We start from the raw sequence: 22,602 nt of genomic DNA on the forward strand, positions 1-22,602 counted from the left end.
CGTTCACTGGCATGATGTCCTAATTAATGGATTATTGAATTCCTACGCAATAAAAAGTTGGAGGGACAACTGGCAGGAACTCACCGTATTCTTCGAGTTTCCCTTGGAGATCCGTAAGATTATCAATACCACCAATCTTATAGAGAACCTCAATGGAAAAATCAGAAAGTACACCAAGAACAAACTTTAATTCCCTACCGATGATACGGTAATGAAATCCGTATATTTGGCAACAAGGGAGGCGACCAAGAAATGGTCATTGCCCATCAGGAATTGGGGCATTATTTTAAATTAGTTCCTTAGGATATATGAAAAAAAGGTCAGACTTTAAATAAAAGTCAAACCTTAGTTTGTTCAACTTACACAGTTAACAGGATAGTGTCTTTTAATGGACTAACATTTTACAATACCACTTAAATGGATAGTTCATTCCCATTTTCTTTATCTCCATTTTTATGTTTCTTGGGAATAATTTTGCTACCATCTAAAGAAAGATTTTTATTTATCGTAATTTCCTTACTATATTCTTCCATTCCTGTTTGCATAGCTTGCATGCGACTATTACCCGATTCAATGTTTTTAAACATTGGAGTCCTTAACTTCAATTCTTTAGCCAGTTCATAGCCAAGATTGAATGCTTCTATGTAATCCTTATCAACTTTTAGATTTTCTTCCATAATTAAAAAGTTTCACGAGCATACCTTTCAATATATTCGTTAATTGAATCCCGATCATAGAGAATTATTTTCCTTTGCGGTTGAGAAAATCTAATCTTTCCTTCATCCCTTAATTTCTGCAAAGTGGTTGTAGATTTTATATTTAGCAATAACATTGCTTCTTCACCATCAATCCATTTAGCCGGCTTATCTCTGCGTTTAGATTCTAAATGCTCTACCACCTTATCAAATAAAGCATAAAAAGCTTCTTCTTGTAGACATACCACCTGCATCGGATTAAATATTAAAAGTTAAATGTATGGTCATCTTCGTGATTTTTAATCCTATAATATACGACTTATGTCCATTCTTTACCAATTAATTAGGTTTAAGTTTCAATCGAATGGTCAAACGGTAATATCTCAATCAAAGTTTAGAACCTTCTCTAAAGCATCATCCGTTTCTTTGTGCATGAAATTTGACTGATAATTGACGGTGGTTGTAATAGAAGAATGCCGATATAATTTCTGAAGCATTTGAATTGGAATTTTATTGCCTGAAATATTACCGAAGCTGTGCCGTGCAATGTGCATACTGAGTTTCTTTTCAATACCAAGTTTTTCGGCTACCATTTCCAATCGCCTATTTAAGTTTCTAGTTATCGTCTTTACCCGAGTTACCACTTGCTTTTGGTCATTTAAATTAGTACCTTTTAAATAAGGAAAAACTAAATCATTTTTATGCTGTTGAACCGACGTATACAGGTATAGTAATCTTTTTGCCTTCTCAGGCACTGCTAGGGAAACTATTTTTTGGTTTTTCCCCATCCGATAATAAAGCCTATCATCTTTAAAATCCGAGCATTTCAATTTCAAAATATCACCGACCCTTATACCCGCAAAATAAAAACTTGTTAGCCACGTATTAACTGTATTTTGTTGAGCCACTGTCAAGTCTCTTGCTGTTTCAAGCAATATGATCTCTTCCTTATTCAATCCGATTTTCTCACTTTCAGGGAATTTTATCTGAATTTTTCCTTTTCCAAATGGATAGTTGCTATCGTCCACATGATATTCCTTTCGTGCCAAATTATAAACTGTTCTAATTAGCATAAGATAATTAATAGCTGTTCTTGGAGCTACCTTTCGCTCATAAAGTAGATAGGCTTCAAACCGCCTTAACAAACTAACATCCAAATCGATAAACGGCAACTCCTTGCGCCCCAAAAAATCTTTGAATATATTCAATCTCTTTTCTTGATTGTAATGTTGATCGAATTTTTTACGTCTTAGTATGTTCCCAAGAAATAATTCACTGGCTAGAAAAAAATCTACCTTGGACTTACCAAGTATTTTATTTTTTATCTTCTTGGCAGATTGGTCGTTACCTTCCCCATCACTATCAATAAGTCTGTCATTTGCTTCTGATAGTTTCTTTGCAACCAACTTATTTAAACGGCTTGAGTTCGGATGTGATTTTCTTACTCTGTCGAATTTACTATCCCAGAATTTCTCGTCAATATATTGTCCAGTAAACAAGAATGATGATTTTCTATCTATGGTTACACGAATCGCGATAGGGAATAATCCCGCTTTGTTTGGTTTCCTCCTTAAAACTGCCTGTATTGTTGCCATTATTTTGAAGTTCGATACTTCAAGATACAAAATCTAGGTACAACATAGGTACAACATTTGATGTTTTTACTTGGTTTTACAACATTTCATAATTTCACAACTCATCAATAAACTACTGATTATAAGCCATATAGAACCATATCAATACAGGTTTGTCAAAGTTCATAACCCGGAGGTCACGAGTTCAACTCTCGTTCTCGCTACAAAACTTAAGTTTATAAAAATCAACGGATTGGTTACTGCCAATCCGTTTTTTTATGCCTTCTATTTCCGTACTTTTGTCTACCGTAAACGAAAACGCAAACGTTTTTAGGATGAAATTGAACTATTCCAGAAATAAGATATGGTTTAAATAGAGAAATATTTAACACCTATCCAAACTGGAATTCTAAATATAATTCTCTTTCCATTATTCTTGGATATAGTATCTTTTAAAAACAATAACTTTAATGAAGTTTTAGAAAACTAAGCAGTTCCAATTAGGGGAAGCTAACAAAAATGCATAGCCATCGAAGGGAATGGCTATGACATCTTATACAGAAAACCTTGTGCACAATAATGACGAATCGTATGAAATTAATATCAACTGTTATTCTGATTGCTACAGCGTTAAGTGTTTATGGACAAAACAAAGTATTTGACAAGTGGACTGAAAAAGAAAAAAAGCAGTATCAGATACTGACTGAATTAGCAAAATATGTAAACGGAAAGGATAGTACTGAACTATCTAAGAAAATCCTATTTGACAAATACGTTGAATTAAACTACGTACTAAAAGACACATCAGAAATACATAAGAAGGAACGGTTAAAGGCTTTTGATGGATTATTCTACTATTTCCGTAAAACGGTGGATAGCATCGGATTAAAAAATTTGGATGCCAAACCAGTTCGATTTTATAAAAACCACAAGATTTATGAGCCATTTGATAAGGACGTGGCAATGGAGAGCATTAGTGGCAAAAAAATGTACACTCAGGATTCCAATGTTTTTGCTTATTATCAAAAGAAAGAACCTGAAGAGCCATTAGGAACATTGCTATTTGATCCAGAAACTGACAAATTGGTTGCTTGGATTATGCTAAAGCAAGGCAGATACAAATATTTTCTAACCTTCAATCTATTTTAATTACTGTGCACATCATAACCTATGAAGTAATGCGGGCAAAGGTTTTGAATCGAATCGTTTGCGTATTTTTATGTGACCGCAAAATTTTTGTGATTTCTATTTTTTGGAAAGGAATTCGTAATAACGCTGTGCTAATTTGGGAATTGAAGAATAATTACAAAACAAAAAGCTTTGGCTAAGGGCTTAAACGGAAAGGTCAGTGCTTGTCCACTACCCCACTTGCCTTAACCGGGTCGTTGTGGTGCATTCGGCACATTAAATAATTCTTGACAGATGTTTGCCCTCCTCCTTTGCTTCTTTTCCCCCTGTTGCTTAAGCCATTCCCCATTTTTAGTGTAGGTAAATGTGAAGCAGTTTAAAATGATAAAGACGTATCCTTTAGAAAAATGTTTTCCTTTGTAACAGATAGATTAACTTGATACCTTAGTATCGTGATTTTAAAGAAATATGAACAATAACGATAAAGAGCACTTCCAAGAGAACAGTCCCTTTTATTTCCCATTGGAAGTTACCCCAAGAAAAGGGCTACTACCTATATCACGGGAAGACTATGAAGACAAGCCGAGTGGTGACATCTTTGGTAAAATACAGGATGCCGGGATGAAGTGGAACCCTGAAGATGTAAATCAATCAGAATTCCTTATAATGAGTACTGCTGGAGGATTAAAGAACGGTGAAGAGACACTGGCACTGGGCATGCACTCAGGACATTTCGAATTGGGAGATGCCGCAAAGGTTGCTGCAAGTACTTTCAAAAACCTGTTTACCAAACCCTATTATGTATCGGTATCAGATCCTTGTGACGGACGTACCCAAGGCACTACAGGTATGATGAATTCATTGGCCTATCGCAATCATGCCGCCACAGTTTTAGGAGATTTAAGACGCTCTTTGCCCAATCGCAAAGGCGTAATGGGCATCGCTACTTGTGACAAAGGCCTACCTGCGATGATGATGGCATTGGCCAATGAATCCAATCTTCCAACGATTATTATGCCCGGTGGGGTAACATTGATCGCCAAAGGAATCAAAGACTTGGGTTCGGTACAGTCTTTACCATCGCTTGTTTCCCACAAAGAAATATCATTGCAAGAGGCACAATCCCATGGATGTGCTTCTTGTGGGACACCAGGGGGAGGTTGTCATTTTTTGGGAACAGCAGCCACCTCCCAAGTCGTAGCAGAAGCATTGGGAATGGCATTGCCACATTCGGCACTGGCCCCCTCTGGTGGTAAGATTTGGTATGCCCTTGCCAAAGATTCAGCAATTGCTCTGGTAAATCTGGCAAAAAACAATATAAATACCAGTCAGATCCTTACTCAAGATGCCGTTTACAATGCTATGGTAGTACATGCAGCTTTTGGCGGATCTACTAACCTCTTACTGCATATCCCTGCTATAGCCCATGCAGCGGGACTACAGATGCCTACTCGAGAAGAATGGGAGGATATTAACCGAAAAACGCCACGATTGGTCAATGTGCTCCCAGCAGGGAAGTACTCCACAGCACACGTTTATGCTGCCGGAGGAGTACCAGAGGTAATGATACATTTGCGAAAATTAGGGCTACTCAAAGAAGACTGCCTCACCGTTACAGGAAAAACCTTGGGCGAGAATTTGGATGTCTGGGAACAGGGCGGCAAAATGTTCTCTTGGGAAGCAGAGAATAAAAGAGATAGGCGTCAACAAGTACGATTTAACCTCCAATCATTTAATCCCGATGCACATCCTGATAAAGTGATACTATCCCCTGAAGCGGCGAAGAAGGCCAAGATGAAAAGCACCTTGACTTTCCCCTCCGGAAACTTGGCACCAGAAGGAGCGCTGATCAAAAGCGGTGCAATTGCTCCTGAGATGATCGATGGCAACGGCATATACTACAAAAAAGGAGTTGCTAAAGTATTTGTCTCTGAAGCAAACGCCATTAAGGCAATTAATCATGGAGAGGTAAAGCCAGGTCATATTGTAATATTGATTGGGACAGGGCCAAGTGGCACAGGAATGGAAGAAACCTTCCAAATCACAGGTGCTCTGAAACAATTATCCTTTGGAAAAGAGATAGCCCTGATTACCGACGGACGTTTTTCTGGCGTTTCCACAGGTGCATGTATAGGACATGTTGGTCCAGAGGCTCTGGTAGGAGGACCTATCAGTAAGGTTCAAGATGGAGATGTCATTGAGATCAAAATTGATTGTGATAATCTAAGTGGTAGTATAAACCTAATAGCCTCGCACAGCGATCCCGATGCCGAACTAAGTGAAGCCGACATAGCACAATTGTTTTCAAGCAGATCACCACATCCAGAACTTCGGCCACATCCAGAATTGCCCGATGATATTAAAATTTGGGCAGCAACGCAGAGCGGTATATGGGAAGGATGCGTACAGGATGCCGATCGGATTTTGAAGATTGTGAAAGCAGGAATGGATGTTTTGAAATAAGAAAAAGTACAACACAATACGTATGGACGCATATCTGCCCCTATCCTGTAGGGATGGCGACATATGGTAACTCGTTTTGTTATAAAAGATAAAAAGGGTTGTAATATTATTTGGAAATGTTTTATTTCCAAATAAGCTGGAAAGACATGTACATAGAGGGTTTCAAAATTCCATTTAGGAATCCATAACTTAGAGGTCACGAGTTCAACCCTCGTTCTAACTACATTATATAAATCACCCAAAACAGGCCTTCAGCCCTTTTGAGGATAATAGTTTTTAAAATACTAGCCGTGTAGGTAAAAAATAATTGAGACTTGATATTATTTTCTTGTGCGGTTTTCACTTAATTGACCTTACCAAACCAGTCTTCACTTCAAGTCCACGTGGCTAATGCGTACAAGCGGACTACGTTGCAGCACATTAGCTCTTCATGAAAACGAGAACTAAAACGTACACATTACCCACGCCCCATCGGCCATGGAATTCTATTGGGGTTGGATAATATGGAACCCTGACCGACAAGAGGTACAACACCTAAAAGTATTTGGACATGTATACCATTTAGACGTTCGTAAAATAAATCTTCCCAATATAGGAGGAACAATATTTTTTGTTTGAATTCCCTTTGGGAATTATCCAATATAATGTTCTGTTATTGGTTCTTTACCAAACGTACGCTATCAGCAAAAGTTCCAGGTGGATTTGTAAACCTGAAGCTAGACGGACTTGCAGCTTCAATTTTTCTTCTAAAGGGGTTTCCTTCCCCAGTATCAGTGTCTGCCCATAAATATGCTTTAATGTCTATTGAACTGTATACGCCGTTCGACCTGTATCCAGACATTGGGATATTCAATCCAGAGGATCCGCCCACTTTCATTTTTGTGCCTTGGTCCGTTCCTCTTGTTGTGTCTTCTCCATTAATATTTAAATCGCTTGCAGGCATTCCTAGTTCAGTTTCCAATATTTTCCATTCAGCATCCGTTGGCAAGTGCCAGCCTGTTGGAATTGCAGCTTGTACAGTAGCCCATTCGTACAATCGGCCATAGTTTGCATCGTTGGATATATCATCATCGTAACTATATGATCCTGAAGAATTGTAGACTAAATTCTCCGTCATCCAAACCTGAGATCCAATTTTAATTGTTCCATATGTATGACCATCCCTAGTGTCCGTAAATGATCCAGTGAACAATGTCACAAAACTTCTCACTTCACTTGAAGTCACGTGAGTAGTTGATTTTGCATCTACGCGAAAATGGTAGGTTGTTCCCAATTCAAGTTCGATTGAAGTGAAGGATAGAGCGGTTTGATTAGGACTGACCAAGTCTAAGTTTGCTGAATTCGTTCCTAAATACACATCATAAGTAATGGCATCACCTTCGGCATCAGTGGAAGCCATCCAACTAATTGTAATAGGTGTATTCACATTTGTCGCGTTAGGCGCTGGTGCCTGATCAAAGATCACTATTGAAGGAGCTGAGTCTGTCTGGGAGGCAGAACAGCCGTTGGAATTTACAGTTTCTCCTGATTGTGTCCCTGGACATAAATCAATAGCATCCGTAACCCCATCACCATCAGAGTCCTTTTGACTACCTGAGCATCCTTGAGCATCTACAGCTTCTCCTGTTGGTGTATTTGGACACTGATCCAACTCATCATTAACTGTATCCCCGTCTGAATCAGTTTGAGTAGAAGAGCATCCAATAGAGCTCACTTCTTCTCCTGAAGGGGTATTTTCACATTGGTCTAGATTATCTGTTACTCCGTCTCCGTCCGTGTCCTTTTGACTAGCTGAGCATCCTTGCGCATCTGCTGTTTCTCCTGTTGGGGTATTGGGACACTGATCCAATCCATCATTAACTGTATCCCCGTCTGAATCAGTTTGGGTAGAAGAGCATCCAATCGAGCTTACTTCTTCTCCGGAAGGGGTATTTTGACATTGGTCTAGATTATCTGTTACTCCATCTCCATCCGTGTCCTTTTGACTATCAGAACAACCTTCACTATCAACCGTTTCTTCCGATGGCGTGTCTGGACATTGATCCAATCCATCAGCAACAGAATCTCCATCAGAATCAGTCTGAGACGAAGTACAACCATTACTATTAACGGGTTCTCCCAGGGGAGTTCCTGGACACAAATCCAAATCGTTCAGAATACCATCTCCATCCATATCTTGCTGATTTTCTGCACAACCCTTATCATCAACTGTCAACCCTTGACCAGTGTCCGGACATTCATCTAAATTATCGGTAATACCATCAAGGTCAGTATCTCTCTGGCTAATGGAACAACCTGTTTCATCTACTGTTTCACCCTCTGGGGTATCGGCACATTGGTCTACATCATCAAATACAGAATCTCCATCAGAATCTACTTGACTTTCCGAACAGCCATCCATATTTACAGTTTCCCCGGTAGTGGTTTCAGGACACTTGTCAATATCGTTCGGAACCCCATCACCATCCGTATCCTCTTTTTCAAAAACGGCGATAACCTCTGTGTCCGATTGTATTGTAAATGAATAGGGATTATCTGTCCCTGTAATATCGCCACTCCAATTCTTAAAATAGAATCCATTGGAAGGAGTTGCTGATATGGTCACCTTTTCTCCTGATTCAAATGTACCTTGATTAGGGCTAATACTTCCTCCATCTATAGGAGATACATCACCTGTAAATTCATAAATGGTAATTTTTTCTTTGGAGCATGAACCAATTACGAACAGGAAAAGTGGGATTATGATAATTAAGGAATAAAATATTTTTTTCATTGTACATTTTGTTAGGCATGTTATTTAACTGCAATTCAATAAAAAAATATTCTATTGGGGGAACGAATTATAAAGATTAAAATTTACTTTAAAATTGTAAATCAAAAAATTAAAATCGATGTAATAACAATATTATGGTATGAACGATTATTCTTGAAACCTTTTTAACTAATTATATGGATTCGGATTGTCATTATGTACTACGTACTTTATATTAAAAATTAATTATATTTATTCTTACATACTGTGTTACAATGGAAAGTATTCAAGTCCTGTCCCCAATTATAGCCAAACCGCTGCGCTTGAATAGGGAAAAACAACGTTGAGAAATAAAAGTGAAAGGTGGCAAACAAAATTATTTTTTGGAAAGGATACTCTAAGGAAAGTAGGTATGAAACCCTTGATAAAATTAATCAGATTATAAATAGGTCGGGAGATGTTGTAGACGTAAAGCAGTTTTCTGATATTTCAATGTCCTTAAGAATTGAAGTTGAAGAGCAAAAAATAGAAAAACTTTATTTGGACTTAAAAAATTATATAGAGCTGGATGATTTTGATATTTTGGAATCAAGTACAAATAGTGAAAGAACAATATTTTTAAACATTTCCTTTTCACTGGGTAAAGGAAATATAGAAGTTGCCGTTCCCTATGTATAACCGTTAAATTTTAAATGATTAGGAATACGAAACTATGATTAACTACCTTCCCTATGAAAAGCACCGGTCCTACCGGATTTTTATGGACCTGGACGTTAGCTCATATCCATACCTTTAATCCCAATTGAAAATTCTGAGTAGTAAGGGATTCTATTTTACCATTGCAGGCAGGGCCATTATTGATCAATAGACCATAGAATTATGGAAATAAAAAATGAAAATAATTGAAACGACACTTCCGAACCATTCGTTGCTGAATTCTTCTGGCAACACATACGACTATGTGGATAGTTTTCAAGCTAGCCTATATGACCACGGAAATAAATTTACATCTACGGATATAGGCAGGGCATTTTTTTCAAGTGGACCAAAATGGGTAGAAAGGCTATTTGCCCTTAGAAATAAAATGGTATCCATTTTCGGGCTTAAAACCTCTGGTGATATAACCAAGAGGGAAAGGCAGCTCCAAAACTTTAAATGTGAACCAGGAGAACAAATGGGACTTTTTAAAGTGTTCGCCAAAACCGAAAACGAAGTCATTTTAGGGGAAGATGATAAACATCTGAATTTTAGGGTCTCACTATTTTTGGCACCTCATGCATCTGGAACCAAAAATAAGGACATCACCCTTACCACAACCGTAGAATTTAATAATTGGTTTGGTAAATTATACTTTCTTCCTGTTCGACCTTTCCACAAGCTAATTGTTCCAACCATGTTGAAAGGAATAATCAATAAATTGGAAATAAAGAAGTAAAAACTAAATGATAAATAAAAACGGACCATTAATAACCCTAGTAACAACTAGCAATTGTTGTATTTTTTTTAAAGTGCCTAATCCTTGGTTGTGAAATTTATTGTAATTTAAAATACGCTACTAGTTGTTCTATCACTCTACCTAACTTATACTGTAAAAGTCCCTTTAAATATGATTTACATAACCCAGCTTATATACCTTAATGAAGGACAGGAGGACGTTTTTCATCAGTTTGAGGATCTTGCGATTCCCACCATTTTAAAATACAATGGTAGACTTACCTTAAGGATTAGACCCACAGAGGATTCCGTAATTGAAAAAAATACGGAGACCCCCTATGAAATTCACTTGGTGGAGTTTAATTCCCAGGAAGACTTTGATAATTTCAAAGAAGACGAAGAACGTAAGAAGTTCTTGCATTTAAAGGAAAAGTCGATCAAATCTTCCATCTTAATCCAGGGAACCAAGTTATAGCAGTATTAAACCTGAGATTAATCCAGTATTCCATAAAGATCCTAAGTCATTTATATCATTTTTGGTACTCCAAAATGTAGTATTACATTTTTCCTACGGTCCCTAGAATAATTTTGGTTGATTAATTCTAATGGAAAACATTTAAAAAGGTGTTCTCAGGCTGGTATAACTACTTTGCCAAATGATAAATGTAACCTCTTCATCGACCTATTTAGAAATTACTGCCCTTTAATTTATTAGTCAAAACTCAATTTTGAAAAGTCAGTAAGACGCACTTAAAATTGAAAGTTGAACTAATCCCGCCTTTTTATGCGGGATCAAGGTTCAATACCTCGACCCTAGGGTCGATTCCTATTAATGGGTTCAGGGCCTGCCTTTGTCGGCAGACAGGCCTGCCCTGAGGTTTAACACCTTTTATTGATTGCCTATTAGCTCCAATCCAAGAACTGTCCACCACCTTGATAATCAGTGTTCTATGTGACCTGGATATATATAAGCACATTTAAGTTGCCAAACAAATATTAAAAAAACAGATTATTAACATTTTTTTTTAACCTTTATAAAATATAAAGAATAAAAATGACCTTAGACTACCCCTCGATATTGTTTTTTTTAGCTCTGAATAATTTATTTATTATTTCCCTCTTCATTTATCAATATTTCTATCATCACAAACAATGGTATTTTTTGCTAGTGGCACTGGGTATAACGTTTCAAACGATTGCCATTATTCTACACGGAAATAGTGATTTTTTACCACCAATCCTTGCTTTGCGCATTAATAATTTATTAATGATTGCCTGTTTTACCTTTACTTCGTTTGGTCTTATCTCTTTTGATGGTAAGAAGCGAAAAAAACTGTTACGGATTTTTGTTGTTTTTGCATTTCTATTTTATGCCGCCATTGTAATCGCTGAAAAAAACAATACCATTATGAATGTTATACGGATAATTTCCTGCTCATTTTTCTATGCGATAAGTGCTTATTATCTATTTTTCAATAAAAATAAATACAAGTTTTCCATTCTTTTAAGCGGGGTGCTTCTTTTATATTCCATATTCCAGCTCTTTCGCGCTTATAATATATACCAAATTGGCGATTCATATGTTTTCCTCAAAAGCTCTACCTTCAATAATTGGTTCCTTATAATTTCCATCCTTGTAATTAGTGCCATCAGTATTGGTTACATTATGCTTTTAAAGGAAGTAGATCAAAAAACAATACTTGAAAAAAATAAAATCATTGAACAGGATAAGCTTAAGCTTGAAGCGTTGAACCAAACCCAAAATAAACTTTTTTCAATTATAGCACACGATTTAAGAAGTCCGTTCAACAACATTTTATGCCTTTCCGAACTGCTCTCTGAAAAGGTTGCTACCACCGAAAATTCGGAATCTGAAGAGTTTGTTGATCTAATAAATACAACTGCCAAAAATACCCTGAGTCTGCTTGACAATTTATTAAATTGGGCAAAATCACAAACGGGAGAACTTGGTTTCAGCCCAGAAAAAATTAACCTGTCCAAAGTAATACTGCATATTATTGAACTTAAAATGTCCCAGGCTAAGGCCAAGAACATTTCTTTGTATTATTCCGCCACAGACGAAATTGAAATAAGTACTGATGAAAATATATTAAGAACTGTTTTACGGAACTTAATTTCGAACGCCATAAAATTCACAAATCCTGAAGGACATATAAATGTTGTAGTCAATAAAAATCATGACCATGTAGAAATTTCCATTGTGGACAATGGAGTGGGAATGGACGACACTACAATCCATAAAATCTTCGATCTATCCACCAGTGTCACCCTGCCAGGTACTGCGAACGAAAATGGTTCCGGTTTAGGTTTGGTTCTATGCAGGGAATTTGTGGAACTACTGGATGGACATCTTTGGGTGGAAAGTGAAGTAGGAAAAGGGAGTAATTTTAAATTTACCCTGCCCTTTCATATTCCAGAACCGGAATTATTGAATCCGGTTTATAGCAAGGTGATAGTATAACTGTAGAGATCTTACGGGCACCGTGGTTTACATTCCGGCGCAGAGGAATACACTGCTTACTATTAATCCATACGGATGGAGTTCCTACCTAAACCAAGCGACCCAGGGTAGCATACTTGGATAAATTGATCAAATAAGGGTGTGCAACTTAGCCCCTATTTTACTTTCGGTGCTAGTACCCTATAGAAAATTCCCAATCCAATTCCCTTCACTTATCACTATTTTCGGCCATTTATTTTAAATTATATACACCGTAGTCCCAAATAGGAAATCCAGCGTCTTCATAAGAAATGGTGTGTTACAACGGATAATTCTGTATTTTATCGATGTGGCAAGTACCGAAATCAATATTTGCTACCTTAGAAGTAAAGAATCCAATACTTGACCGTAATACTCCCCTCTGGGCTCCAGTGAAATCTTTATTGGATCTTTTGACAAAATCGGCTGGTTGGATTATAGGTCGTTAAAACAGTTATTTTGTGACTTGTGCTTTTATCGTATGCTGGCCCTCATGGTTGACAATTAAAAATCCTAGGAAAACATTATATGGGTAATACTGCCATTTATTTTAAAACCAAATTCATGAAGAACGCTCCATTCATTTTTATGATGCTCTTTTGGGCAACAGCTTCTATACACTCACAATCGACCTCTATTGACAATACCAAAACCGAAGCTGGAAAAATTGACAGTCTGATACAGCACAGTTATGAAAAAGGCATGTTCAATGGTGCTATATTGGTTAGTAGAGGGGATAAAATTATTTATAAAAATGCCCTAGGTTATGCAGACAAGGACAATAATCGAAAACTAAACATAGCTTCCGTTTTTTATTTGGCATCTGTGTCAAAACAATTTACAGCAATGGCGATTATGATTTTAAAAGAGCAAAAGAAGCTCTCTTATGATGATAAATTATCCAAGTATTTCCCTGAGTTTCCGGACTACGCCAATACTGTTACCCTAAAACATTTAATGACCCATACTTCGGGTATAGCGGACCACTATAGATTGGGTATTTATAGAAAGGGACTTAGGGATAAGGACGTATTGGAGGCCCTTGTAAAACAAAAGGAATTGGATTTTAAGCCTGGGGACGAATTCAGATATAGCAATGGGGGTTATGTGCTTTTATCACTAATAGTTACAAAAGTCTCGGGCATGCCCTTTCATAAGTTTATGGAAATAAATATTTTTAGGCCCTTGGGCATGAACAATACTTTGGTGTATGACGAATCTGCACCAGCTATTGAAAACAGAGCTGTTGGGTATAACCAAGCGGGGCAGTTGGATGATTATGAAATTTTCACAACGGGTGCTGGTGGTATGTTTTCCACGCTTGATGATCTACATCTTTGGGATCGGGCACTGTACACGGAACAGTTGATTTCGCATGCTGCCCTTGAAGAAGCATTTACCCCCGCAACCCTAAATAATGGGGAATTGACCAAGTACGGTTACGGTTGGGGAGTTTCTGAAGGAGATGGTCAAAAGGTAGTACAGCATACAGGGGGACTTGCAGGCTATAGAACCTTTATAAAACGAAATCTATATAATAAAAGTTGTTATATTATACTTACCAATCACGGTGATACATCCAATACTACGGCCATTAAAACAGCCTTGGATGAAATTTTGGAAGGAAAATGACGATAATTTTAAGATTTCCTATTTTAGCTTTAGGTCCCCATAACCAGAAAAAATAAAATGTCTAAAAAGTACACCAAACGTATCCTTAAAATTATATTTATTTTAGCAAGTATAGGCTCCTTGTATTTCGTACCATGGATTTTGGTAAAGGCGTGGATCTTGCCGTTGCCCGATACGGTGCAAGAACAAGTAAATGAAGCCATTGAACATGGTTTTGACGGTATGATAGTATATGTGGATCAAGCTGGGGAAGCAGCGGGGTTTTACGCCGGAGGCTGGCATGACCGTAAAAATAAAATACCTGCCTACCCCCAGGCCTTATTCAAGATTGCCAGCATTACCAAACTATATGTGGCCGTAGCTACCGCAAAATTGATCAAGGCCCAACGTTTGTCGTTGAACAAAACGCTTGCGGATTACTTTCCTGAACTTGTGGGTAGAATTGAAAATGCAGAAAAAATTACCTTGAAAATGATGCTACAGCACCGTAGCGGTATCCCCAATTTTGTAGATCACCCCAATTATTGGATAAACCCTCCAAAAAATAAACAAGAAACACTTGATTATGCCTTGGATTTACCGGCCGACTTTGCACCGGGGGAGGATTACGGCTATTCAAACACCAATTATATGCTAATTTCCGATCTCATTGATAAAGTGTTGGGCTATGGCCATCAACAATATATCAAGGAGGAAATTTTAACACCACTAGGACTAAAAAACACATTCGGCTCCCTAAATGAAGTGAATTTGGACGATGTTATGAGTGGCTATTATGTTGGCTATGAGGAAGATTTCAAGACTGACAATACGGGTTTGATGCTCGCCACTGCAGAAGATGTGGGTAAATTCTTGAGGGCCCTGAACGATGGATCCGTGTTTAACGAAGGGGAACAGGAAATATATTCCTCCATATACGTGTACGAGCATACAGGCCTGCTCGTGGGTTATCAGAGCATGGCGGAATATCATAAAGACTTGGATACAGTGGTTATTCAATTTAATAATACCACGGATTTTAATGGCTATGAATGGAATTTAGCGGAAATCATATATAGCAGAATTGTAAAAATTATAAGACGGGATAAAGACTCATAACAAAATATAAACCATTGCATTAAAGGCTTTCCGAAAAGAAGGTGGTAGCTACATTCCATATCTGTTCGTTGGCTTAAAACAAAAACCAGGAATTATGAAAAAGATATTTTACGTATTTCTATTATTGATCAATTTTAGTTGTAGTAGTACTGATGATAGTGAAATTGATGAACAGCAAGACCCCATTACAGTTGCTTCCCTTGAGATTTCATCCACATCCGGATCTATATTGGCAGATGGCAGTGACACAGTGACGTTTTCTGTAATAGCCCGTGATAAAAATCAAAATACCATTCAAAATTCCAATTTTGATATTTATATTGATGGGAATCTCCATGACTCCAGTACTTTTAGTACCAATACGGCTGGACAATATAAGGTGTATGCCAAAATGGATCTGGTTAAATCGAATACGATTACGATTACTGCAGAAGAAGTTCAAGTAAATTTAACCAGTATTAGCTTAAATGCCAACACCTCTTTAATTATTGCCGATGGAAATTCCAAGGCAGAATTATCCGTTATCTTTTATGATGAAAATAACAGTCCTGTTGATAATGTTGATTATGAAATAGTTGATAATGATACTGTATTGGATAATCCCAATTTAGGATATACCACTACAGTAAGTGGAATTCACGATTTAAAAATACAGGCTAAGGGTATTGAATCGAATACCATACAATTAAACGCCAGGGTAAATGTTGATTATCCTACCATTTCCGTTCCCGTAATTTTTCATATTGTACATTTTGGAGAAAGCATTGGCTCAGGGACAAACCTATCACAAGGTCAAGTTACAGCGCTTTTGGACAAACTCAACAAAGGTTTTTCAAATCAATACAACTCTGAGAATCCGAATGCTGTGGATACCAAAATTGTTTTTCGACTTGCAAATTTGGATTCCAATGATGTTCAATTACCCGAACCTGGAATAAATAGAATTGACGGGAGTACATATGATGATGGGGTTCCTGCATTTCCTGATAGTTTTGATATTGCAAATGATAAAAAATTAGCTATTAATGAATATTGGAATTTGGGACTGGAAACCATATGGGATCCAAAAATGTATTTAAACCTATGGATAGGTCCGGACCAAGAAGCTAGGGGAAGTGCCTCATTACCCTGGATTTATGAATCCTATTCTCTTGACGGTTTGGTTAGTATTCCCGATAATTCCGAACTTGAACCTAATAATGATACTTTTCCGAGTTTTTGGTTGGATACCAACAATGCTTTAACCAGTACTGCCATAATACATGAAGTGGGACATTCCCTGGGGCTATTGCACGTATTCTCCAATGACAATTGTACTACGAGTGATTATTGTCAGGATACCTATTCATACATCTTCAATGAACCAAACCAACCTTGTTCCGATAATTTAGGTGGAAATATCAATGACAATTTTATGGATTATACGGGTATTTACAATACCTTTAGTTATGAGCAAAGGGAAAGAATACATCACGTCTTCGAATACGGCTTATGGCTCAATGAATTAAAAAACTCCAATAAATAATTTATACCGACATTGGTAAGTAGCAACCAGTCCTACATGGTTATTGTGTGGGGCGTTAGGCACAGGATCAATTTGCCAGGCTTGGCGGAAGGCAATACCGCCCTAGACCGATGGTTTGTATGTATACACTGACTTGTTGCTACAGCCGGAAGTTGGCTTACATTGTGAAAAACCGAGTAACCAATTAAAATCATGAAAAACCTTTTACTATTTGTGTTTATTATTCTCGGTTTGATCAGTTGTAAACAGCAAGAAAAACCTATAGATATTGAAAACCAAAATAATCAAATAGTCATTGGACAATTGGACAGTATTTACTCCGAAATTTTGGACGAATCCCGTGAACTGTGGATACATATTCCAGAAAGTGCAAAAGATAGTTTGTCCTACAAAACTACATATCCAGTAATTTACTTGTTGGATGGTCCATCAAATTTTAATTCCGTAACTGGAATTATTGAGCATTTAAGCGGTAATATGATTGTTCCAGAAATGATTATTATTGGTATAGCCAATACAAATAGGTCTTTAGATTTGACACCTACAAAAGTAGATATTGATGTTATATCAGGAGATAGTATTCAATATCCATCAGGTGGTGGAAACAAATTTCTTGATTTCATTGAAAAAGAATTAATACCATATGTGGAAAAAACATATCCTACCACTACCTATAAAACTTTTGTAGGTCATTCTTTTGGAGGTTTAAGTGTTATCAATGCCTTAGTAAATAGAAAAGAGCTTTTTAATAATTATGTTGCAATAGACCCCAGTTTATGGTGGGACAATCGTGCTTTTTTAAATATCGCAGATTCTATTTTATCGACAAATAAATTTGATAATAAAGCACTATACGTCGGTGTGGCAAATACAATGGAATCCGATATGGATATTGACAAAGTTCAAAATGACAATATTCCCGACACCTATTTCACAGTTCATATAAAATCAATATTACAATTTGTTAATTCCCTCGACACTAAAAAAGATAATGGACTTTTATTTGAATGGAAATACTATGAAAATGACGACCATGGAAGTGTGCCATTTATTACCGAATATGACGCTTTCAGATTTCTTTTTTCCTGGTACAAATTGAATGGAGTAAATAATTTCTACTCGGAGAAGTCAACTTTGAATGCTAAAGAAATAATAAAAATAATCAGCTCCCACTATGCGAATATTTCAGATCGATTTGGTTATCAAGTAATTCCACCTGAAAAATATATTAACTCAATCGGCAAAGGATTTATGCACAATAATATGCCTGAAAAAGCATATAGCCTCTTGAATTTAAATATTAAAAACTATCCGAAAAGTGTTAATGTATTTGAATCTATGGGGGATTATTACTTATTTCAATCTGACACTTTAAATGCTATCAAAGAATTTAAAAATGGACTTAAAATTAGAGAAAAGGCAACACTAAGGGGAAAATTGGAGAAATTGGAGGATTGAACTCTGTAAAAAACAAGGAAGTGCCAACAAAGCGCTTAAACAATACGGCTTCGGGCTTTACGAAAGGTCTGTGTATATTTATAAAGTCGCTATATTGAAAATTACGCGATAGCGAAATATTCAGTTTTGGCTATGGACAACAAAAAACATAAAGCCAACCCGCCCGAACGTACGCGTTCGGTACGGGCGGGCAACAAAATTTAGCTACGTACCCAGTACATGCCAAAAAGCTTGGCAAGCGGAAACGGAAAGTTTCCTTGCCCTTGCATAGCCTGCCATTGTGCGCCATTCAGGCTTATAAAGTGATTTTATTTATTAATCAAAAAATATAATTATGAAAAGAATATTCAATTATCTAATGGTTATTATGCTGACCGTCCAATTTTCATATTCTCAAAATATATATAAGAACTTCAAATGGCCTGAAAAGAAAAAGGCCGCAGTCTGCTTAACATTTGATGATGGTCAAGATTCACATCTGGATAATGCCATACCCCTACTTGATTCCTATAATATGAAAGCAACTTTTTATTGTCCTGGGAATAAGGAGTCTTTACATAATCGCATCGCTGAATGGAAAAAAATCGTTGAAAATGGCCATGAGCTTGGCAATCATTCTTTATTTCATCCATGTGATGGTAGATTATTCGATTGGGTTACACCAGAATATGACTTAAACAATTATTCCAAGGAACAAATGCGCATGGAATTATATACTGCCAACACTCTCTTAAAGGCTGTTGATGGAAAATCGAATAGAACTTATGGTTATACCTGCTCAAATTTTAAAGTGCAGGGCGATTCAACCTACGTTGATATAGTGAAGGAACTATTTTCGGCCGCAAGAAGTGATGGCCCTATACCAAAAACCATGGAAAATATAGACATTAATTTTATGCCTAGTTGGTGTGTAGACAGTCATTCAGGCAAAGAACTTATCGATTATATAAAAGAAGCAAGAAGTAATGGGACCATTGCCACTTTTATGTTTCATAGCGTGGGTGGTGGTTACTTAAACGTATCCAATGAAGCTTTACAGGAACTGTTGGCTTATCTTAAAGAAAATGAACAGGATTATTGGGTAGATACCTTTTTTAATGTTACTGAATATATATCAAATCAATAAGTCAATATTGAATAAATTAGTGGGTTGAGATTAAAGAACGTTGACGGAAATTGGAAAACACGCAATACGCAACATTGGCTAATTCTATTGTTATTAAGCCTGCCAACTTATTTGATTAAAATAAAATTTATCATATAGATGTTATCATACCTTTCAACCCCACTACACCTGACAATTGGATTTTTTCTCCTATCGGTTTTGTCGCTTTTTATTTTTGGTAAGGACCAAGCGGAGAGTTTGTGGAACATTGGAGGTCTTGTATTTGCTTGCTATCTCATCTTCAGCTCTATACTTATTCTGTTTGATGATACGGGATGGGGTTATTTTTTGTCAATTTTGGGCTATTCTTTACTTTATCTCGTTTTTACCGGCATTTTAATTCAAATTATAATTCAGGTAAAGCAGCTTCCAGGTTCCAATGAGTCTGCCATGATATTCCTGATTATAATATTACATCCTCTTCTTCTGCTTTTTTTTAAATTAATCAAATGGTTGTTTTCAACGTTTGCGCAAAAATGAAGCTAAAAGACTAGAGACAGCAACCATATTATGATCTACAATTTTGAGTTCCACAGCTAAAGAAAAATACGCCCCAAAATTTCGCCATGTGCATGGTGTAAAGAAAACGCCTATTTATAGACTTTCCCGAAACGACCAATATTAAATGGCTATGGTACCGTTCAGTTCCCAGCTGATTGTGTTTTGGGATTCGTAACCACTATTCCGAAAAGCGGATCGTTTTACTTGCTTGGCCCACTTGCCGAACCGTTATGTACAACCTAAACCCAATGAGACATTATATTATTCGGTTTTCTCAATATTGTTTTTCAAATACAACCATACAACCTTTATAGATTATATTTCTGCTTTATAACCAAATCATGTTATATTTAATATTTATTATGAATGAATCTTATACAGTAATTGATGTTATTGTAAAAAAGTTGGCCTAACTCCACTATCCCTTACACAACACTTTAATTTGTATTAGCATCAATGCATTTAGCGATCCTTTAGGGCTATGGGATTGTTCACATACTTCCATCCATTTTAAACTTAAGCTGGGTGTCACTGCTCCATGTCTCTCCCGCCTTTACCTCCATTGGGGTATCATTCACCAGGTTGCGGTAATATTTGCTGTAATTGGTAACATCCCAAATAAATTGAATGGCCACATCATTGTTTATGTTAAACTCGCTCCCCACCACCACAGAGGTACCATTGGATTTGTTCCAGACATAGGCTGTATTGCCCATATCATTTATTTTTCTGTCTCCCGATCTGTCCAAAGTATATACCTCCGAAGTGTCCGATTGGCAAAACTCCCCTATGTCCGTTGCAATACAGGAAATGGACATATATCCTATGGCTATGGTACCGTTCAGTTCCCAGCTGATTTTGTTTTGGGATTCGTAACCGCTATGCCGAAAAACAGATCGTTTTACATGCCTGGCCTCAATAGCGGGTTTTAACTTGCTGGTCTCCCCTTCCCTGGCCGTTCTAAACATTTTGGACGTTTGTCTATAGCTAAATTCCCGGCAAGGCCTTAAGTTGAAGCTCGATGATAATTCCTCCCCGGAGAGCAATTTTTCATCCATATAAAATGCAACGTCCACCAATTTCTCGTCCCCGTGCCAACCCCCGGTAAAATCTATGGCATCCTTGGATCTATAAACACATTCCGACTCCCCCTTTGCCAGGGCTTTTAATCCGGTGGCTTCCATGGCAACGCCATTAAATCTGTATATATTGGCCCTTTGCAGTCTAAATTGATCGGTATTCACCAAGGCCGAGGTATCCAGTTCATGGGCTATTTCAAAACCATAGTAATAAGCCGTATTACCAGTATCCTGCACATAGACCGTAAATTTTTTGCGGCCCTCAAAACCCTTGGTCTCATAAGTAACATAGCACGCCTTATTGGATTTTTCCTCCGAAGTGAAATTGAACGCTAACAACAGTATTAAAATTATTTGAGCCATGGTTCCTAATGGGAATTATAATCAATTAAAACAATTTATATGGTGTGGCCCCCATAAAGTTTTACGGTATTGAGCTGTTGGCGATAGGCAGCCAGGTCTTCAAAGGAATCCAACATTTCCATGGAGCCCTGCTTCTCTACCCAGTTTCTCAATTTGTCGGTTCCATTAATAATATCGATCGGCTCTTTTTCATAATTATACTCATAGGGTGGTTTTAGCCATTCAAAATCCTCGCCAAGATGATGGTATAATTCCCTTAGAAGAAATTGTCCTACCCGCCAAGGCTTAAATATCTTCTTATCCGTTACATGGATCTGGAATCCACCACACGCCACATCGGTATATTTATGGAAGGTTGGGATGTACACTATAGGACGAAAAGTAAATCCCTGTAACTTGTTTTCTAGGGCTTGGGCGTTCAAATGGTTGGCGTAAAAGGAAAAAGGTTCCATCTTGGGATGGCCCACAATCTCAAGGGGTTGGGTGGTTCCCCTTCCTTCACTTAAATTGGTCCCTTCAAAGAGTACGGTACTTGGAAAGGTGAAGGCACTTTCATGCCGCGCCAGATTGGGCGAGGGTAAAAGCCAAGGCAATTTGGTGTCCTCAAAGGCCATTTCCCGTTGCCAATCCCGCATCTTAATAACTTTAAGGTTAGCCTTTTTGGTAGTCCAATAATCCTGATGCATTAATGCAACTTCTCCAATGGTCATCCCGTGCCGTACGGGTATGGGGTGTCTCCCTATAAACGATTGATATTCCAAGTTCAATATGTTCCCTTCAATATCCTTTCCATTCAGGGGATTTGGTCTGTCCAATACTAGAATCTCAATATCCCTATCCCCACATTTTTCCAATAAAAGGGTAAGGGTGTAAATATAGGTGTACATTCTACAACCCACGTCCTGCAGATCCACAAAAAGATGATCTATCCCTTCCAACATTTCATCGGTAGGAATCCTGGTTTCCGAATAGAGCGAAAATACGGGGATATTAAAATAGGGATGCATCGTATGATCGGTCTCTATCATGTTGTCTTGGGCATCCGTTGAAAAACCGTGTTGAGGCCCAAAAATCTTTACAAACCTGGAGCCGAACATTTCCTTAAAGCGGAAGGCTGCATGGACACATTGGGAATCTACGGAGGCATTGTGGCACAGCAAAGCTACATTGCCCTTAAAACGCCCATGATCGTTTATCAAAACCTCTAAACCAGTGGTGACTCTTTTCATTTTGTG

17 protein-coding genes and 1 pseudogene are annotated in these 22,602 nt (G+C 37.4%); 12 read left to right on the top strand and 6 right to left on the bottom strand.

Translation table 11 applies throughout. The annotated features are described in order from the left end of the window. Nucleotides 1-40: 40 nt before the first annotated feature. Nucleotides 41-295: pseudogene (locus tag C7972_RS16055) on the top strand (transposase); the annotation flags it as partial. 118 nt (nt 296-413) lie between these two features. Here the strand turns inward: C7972_RS16055 and C7972_RS16060 are convergent. The 3 genes from C7972_RS16060 to C7972_RS16070 form a co-directional block, all read right to left on the bottom strand. Beyond that, nucleotides 414-677 (bottom strand): hypothetical protein, encoded by a 264-nt coding sequence (locus C7972_RS16060; RefSeq protein ID WP_103441823.1) that lies wholly within the window; start codon nt 675-677, stop codon nt 414-416. A gap of 2 nt (nt 678-679) precedes the next feature. Then, nucleotides 680-949, bottom strand: a complete 270-nt coding sequence (locus C7972_RS16065) for a helix-turn-helix domain-containing protein (RefSeq protein ID WP_103441822.1) — start codon at nt 947-949, stop codon at nt 680-682. A gap of 129 nt (nt 950-1,078) precedes the next feature. Beyond that, the gene (locus C7972_RS16070) at nt 1,079-2,290 is read right to left on the bottom strand and encodes a site-specific integrase (protein ID WP_110357191.1); all 1,212 of its coding nucleotides are present in this window, start codon (nt 2,288-2,290) and stop codon (nt 1,079-1,081) included. Nucleotides 2,291-2,860: 570 nt separating this feature from the next. Here C7972_RS16070 and C7972_RS16075 point away from each other — a divergent pair. Continuing rightward, complete coding sequence (locus tag C7972_RS16075; RefSeq protein WP_110357192.1) at nt 2,861-3,418, top strand: hypothetical protein; 558 nt, start codon at nt 2,861-2,863, stop codon at nt 3,416-3,418. A gap of 447 nt (nt 3,419-3,865) precedes the next feature. Beyond that, a complete protein-coding gene (locus C7972_RS16080; RefSeq protein ID WP_110357193.1) occupies nt 3,866-5,860 on the top strand; it encodes a YjhG/YagF family D-xylonate dehydratase in 1,995 nt (664 codons plus the stop codon). A 652-nt stretch (nt 5,861-6,512) separates the two neighbouring features. Here C7972_RS16080 and C7972_RS16085 read toward each other — a convergent pair. Continuing rightward, nucleotides 6,513-8,633, bottom strand: coding sequence for a thrombospondin type 3 repeat-containing protein (locus C7972_RS16085; protein ID WP_110357194.1), 2,121 nt, complete (start codon nt 8,631-8,633; stop codon nt 6,513-6,515). A gap of 342 nt (nt 8,634-8,975) precedes the next feature. Between C7972_RS16085 and C7972_RS16090 the strand changes: the two genes are divergently transcribed. From C7972_RS16090 to C7972_RS16130, 9 genes are all read left to right on the top strand, one after another. Further along, nucleotides 8,976-9,290, top strand: a complete 315-nt coding sequence (locus tag C7972_RS16090) for a hypothetical protein (protein WP_110357195.1) — start codon at nt 8,976-8,978, stop codon at nt 9,288-9,290. 214 nt (nt 9,291-9,504) lie between these two features. Further along, nucleotides 9,505-10,047 carry a DUF2867 domain-containing protein gene (locus tag C7972_RS16095; RefSeq protein WP_110357196.1) on the top strand — a complete coding sequence of 181 codons (543 nt, stop codon included), beginning with the start codon at nt 9,505-9,507 and terminating at the stop codon, nt 10,045-10,047. A 171-nt stretch (nt 10,048-10,218) separates the two neighbouring features. Continuing rightward, entirely contained in the window at nt 10,219-10,521 is a 303-nt protein-coding gene (locus C7972_RS16100; RefSeq protein WP_110357197.1) for a DUF1330 domain-containing protein, read from the top strand. Between the two features lie 792 nt (nt 10,522-11,313). Then, the gene (locus tag C7972_RS16105) at nt 11,314-12,528 is read left to right on the top strand and encodes a sensor histidine kinase KdpD (protein WP_181422913.1); all 1,215 of its coding nucleotides are present in this window, start codon (nt 11,314-11,316) and stop codon (nt 12,526-12,528) included. Between the two features lie 582 nt (nt 12,529-13,110). Beyond that, nucleotides 13,111-14,178, top strand: coding sequence for a serine hydrolase (locus C7972_RS16110; protein ID WP_181422914.1), 1,068 nt, complete (start codon nt 13,111-13,113; stop codon nt 14,176-14,178). A gap of 57 nt (nt 14,179-14,235) precedes the next feature. Next, nucleotides 14,236-15,276: a serine hydrolase gene (locus tag C7972_RS16115; RefSeq protein WP_110357200.1), complete on the top strand. Its 1,041-nt coding sequence runs from the start codon at nt 14,236-14,238 to the stop codon at nt 15,274-15,276. Between the two features lie 94 nt (nt 15,277-15,370). Continuing rightward, nucleotides 15,371-16,801, top strand: a complete 1,431-nt coding sequence (locus C7972_RS16120) for a M43 family zinc metalloprotease (protein WP_110357201.1) — start codon at nt 15,371-15,373, stop codon at nt 16,799-16,801. Between the two features lie 192 nt (nt 16,802-16,993). Further along, the gene (locus C7972_RS16125) at nt 16,994-18,259 is read left to right on the top strand and encodes an alpha/beta hydrolase (protein ID WP_110357202.1); all 1,266 of its coding nucleotides are present in this window, start codon (nt 16,994-16,996) and stop codon (nt 18,257-18,259) included. Between the two features lie 334 nt (nt 18,260-18,593). Beyond that, entirely contained in the window at nt 18,594-19,385 is a 792-nt protein-coding gene (locus tag C7972_RS16130; RefSeq protein ID WP_110357203.1) for a polysaccharide deacetylase family protein, read from the top strand. Nucleotides 19,386-20,416: 1,031 nt separating this feature from the next. On the opposite strand, the gene C7972_RS16140 is transcribed toward C7972_RS16130, so the two are convergent. Both C7972_RS16140 and C7972_RS16145 read right to left on the bottom strand, forming a co-directional pair. Beyond that, nucleotides 20,417-21,367 (bottom strand): hypothetical protein, encoded by a 951-nt coding sequence (locus tag C7972_RS16140; RefSeq protein ID WP_110357205.1) that lies wholly within the window; start codon nt 21,365-21,367, stop codon nt 20,417-20,419. 35 nt (nt 21,368-21,402) lie between these two features. Continuing rightward, entirely contained in the window at nt 21,403-22,596 is a 1,194-nt protein-coding gene (locus tag C7972_RS16145) for an exo-beta-N-acetylmuramidase NamZ domain-containing protein (RefSeq protein ID WP_110357206.1), read from the bottom strand. Nucleotides 22,597-22,602: the final 6 nt, after the last annotated feature.

This window comes from Arenibacter sp. ARW7G5Y1 (assembly GCF_003201775.1).
In the GTDB taxonomy this organism is placed as follows: Bacteria; Bacteroidota; Bacteroidia; order Flavobacteriales; family Flavobacteriaceae; genus Arenibacter.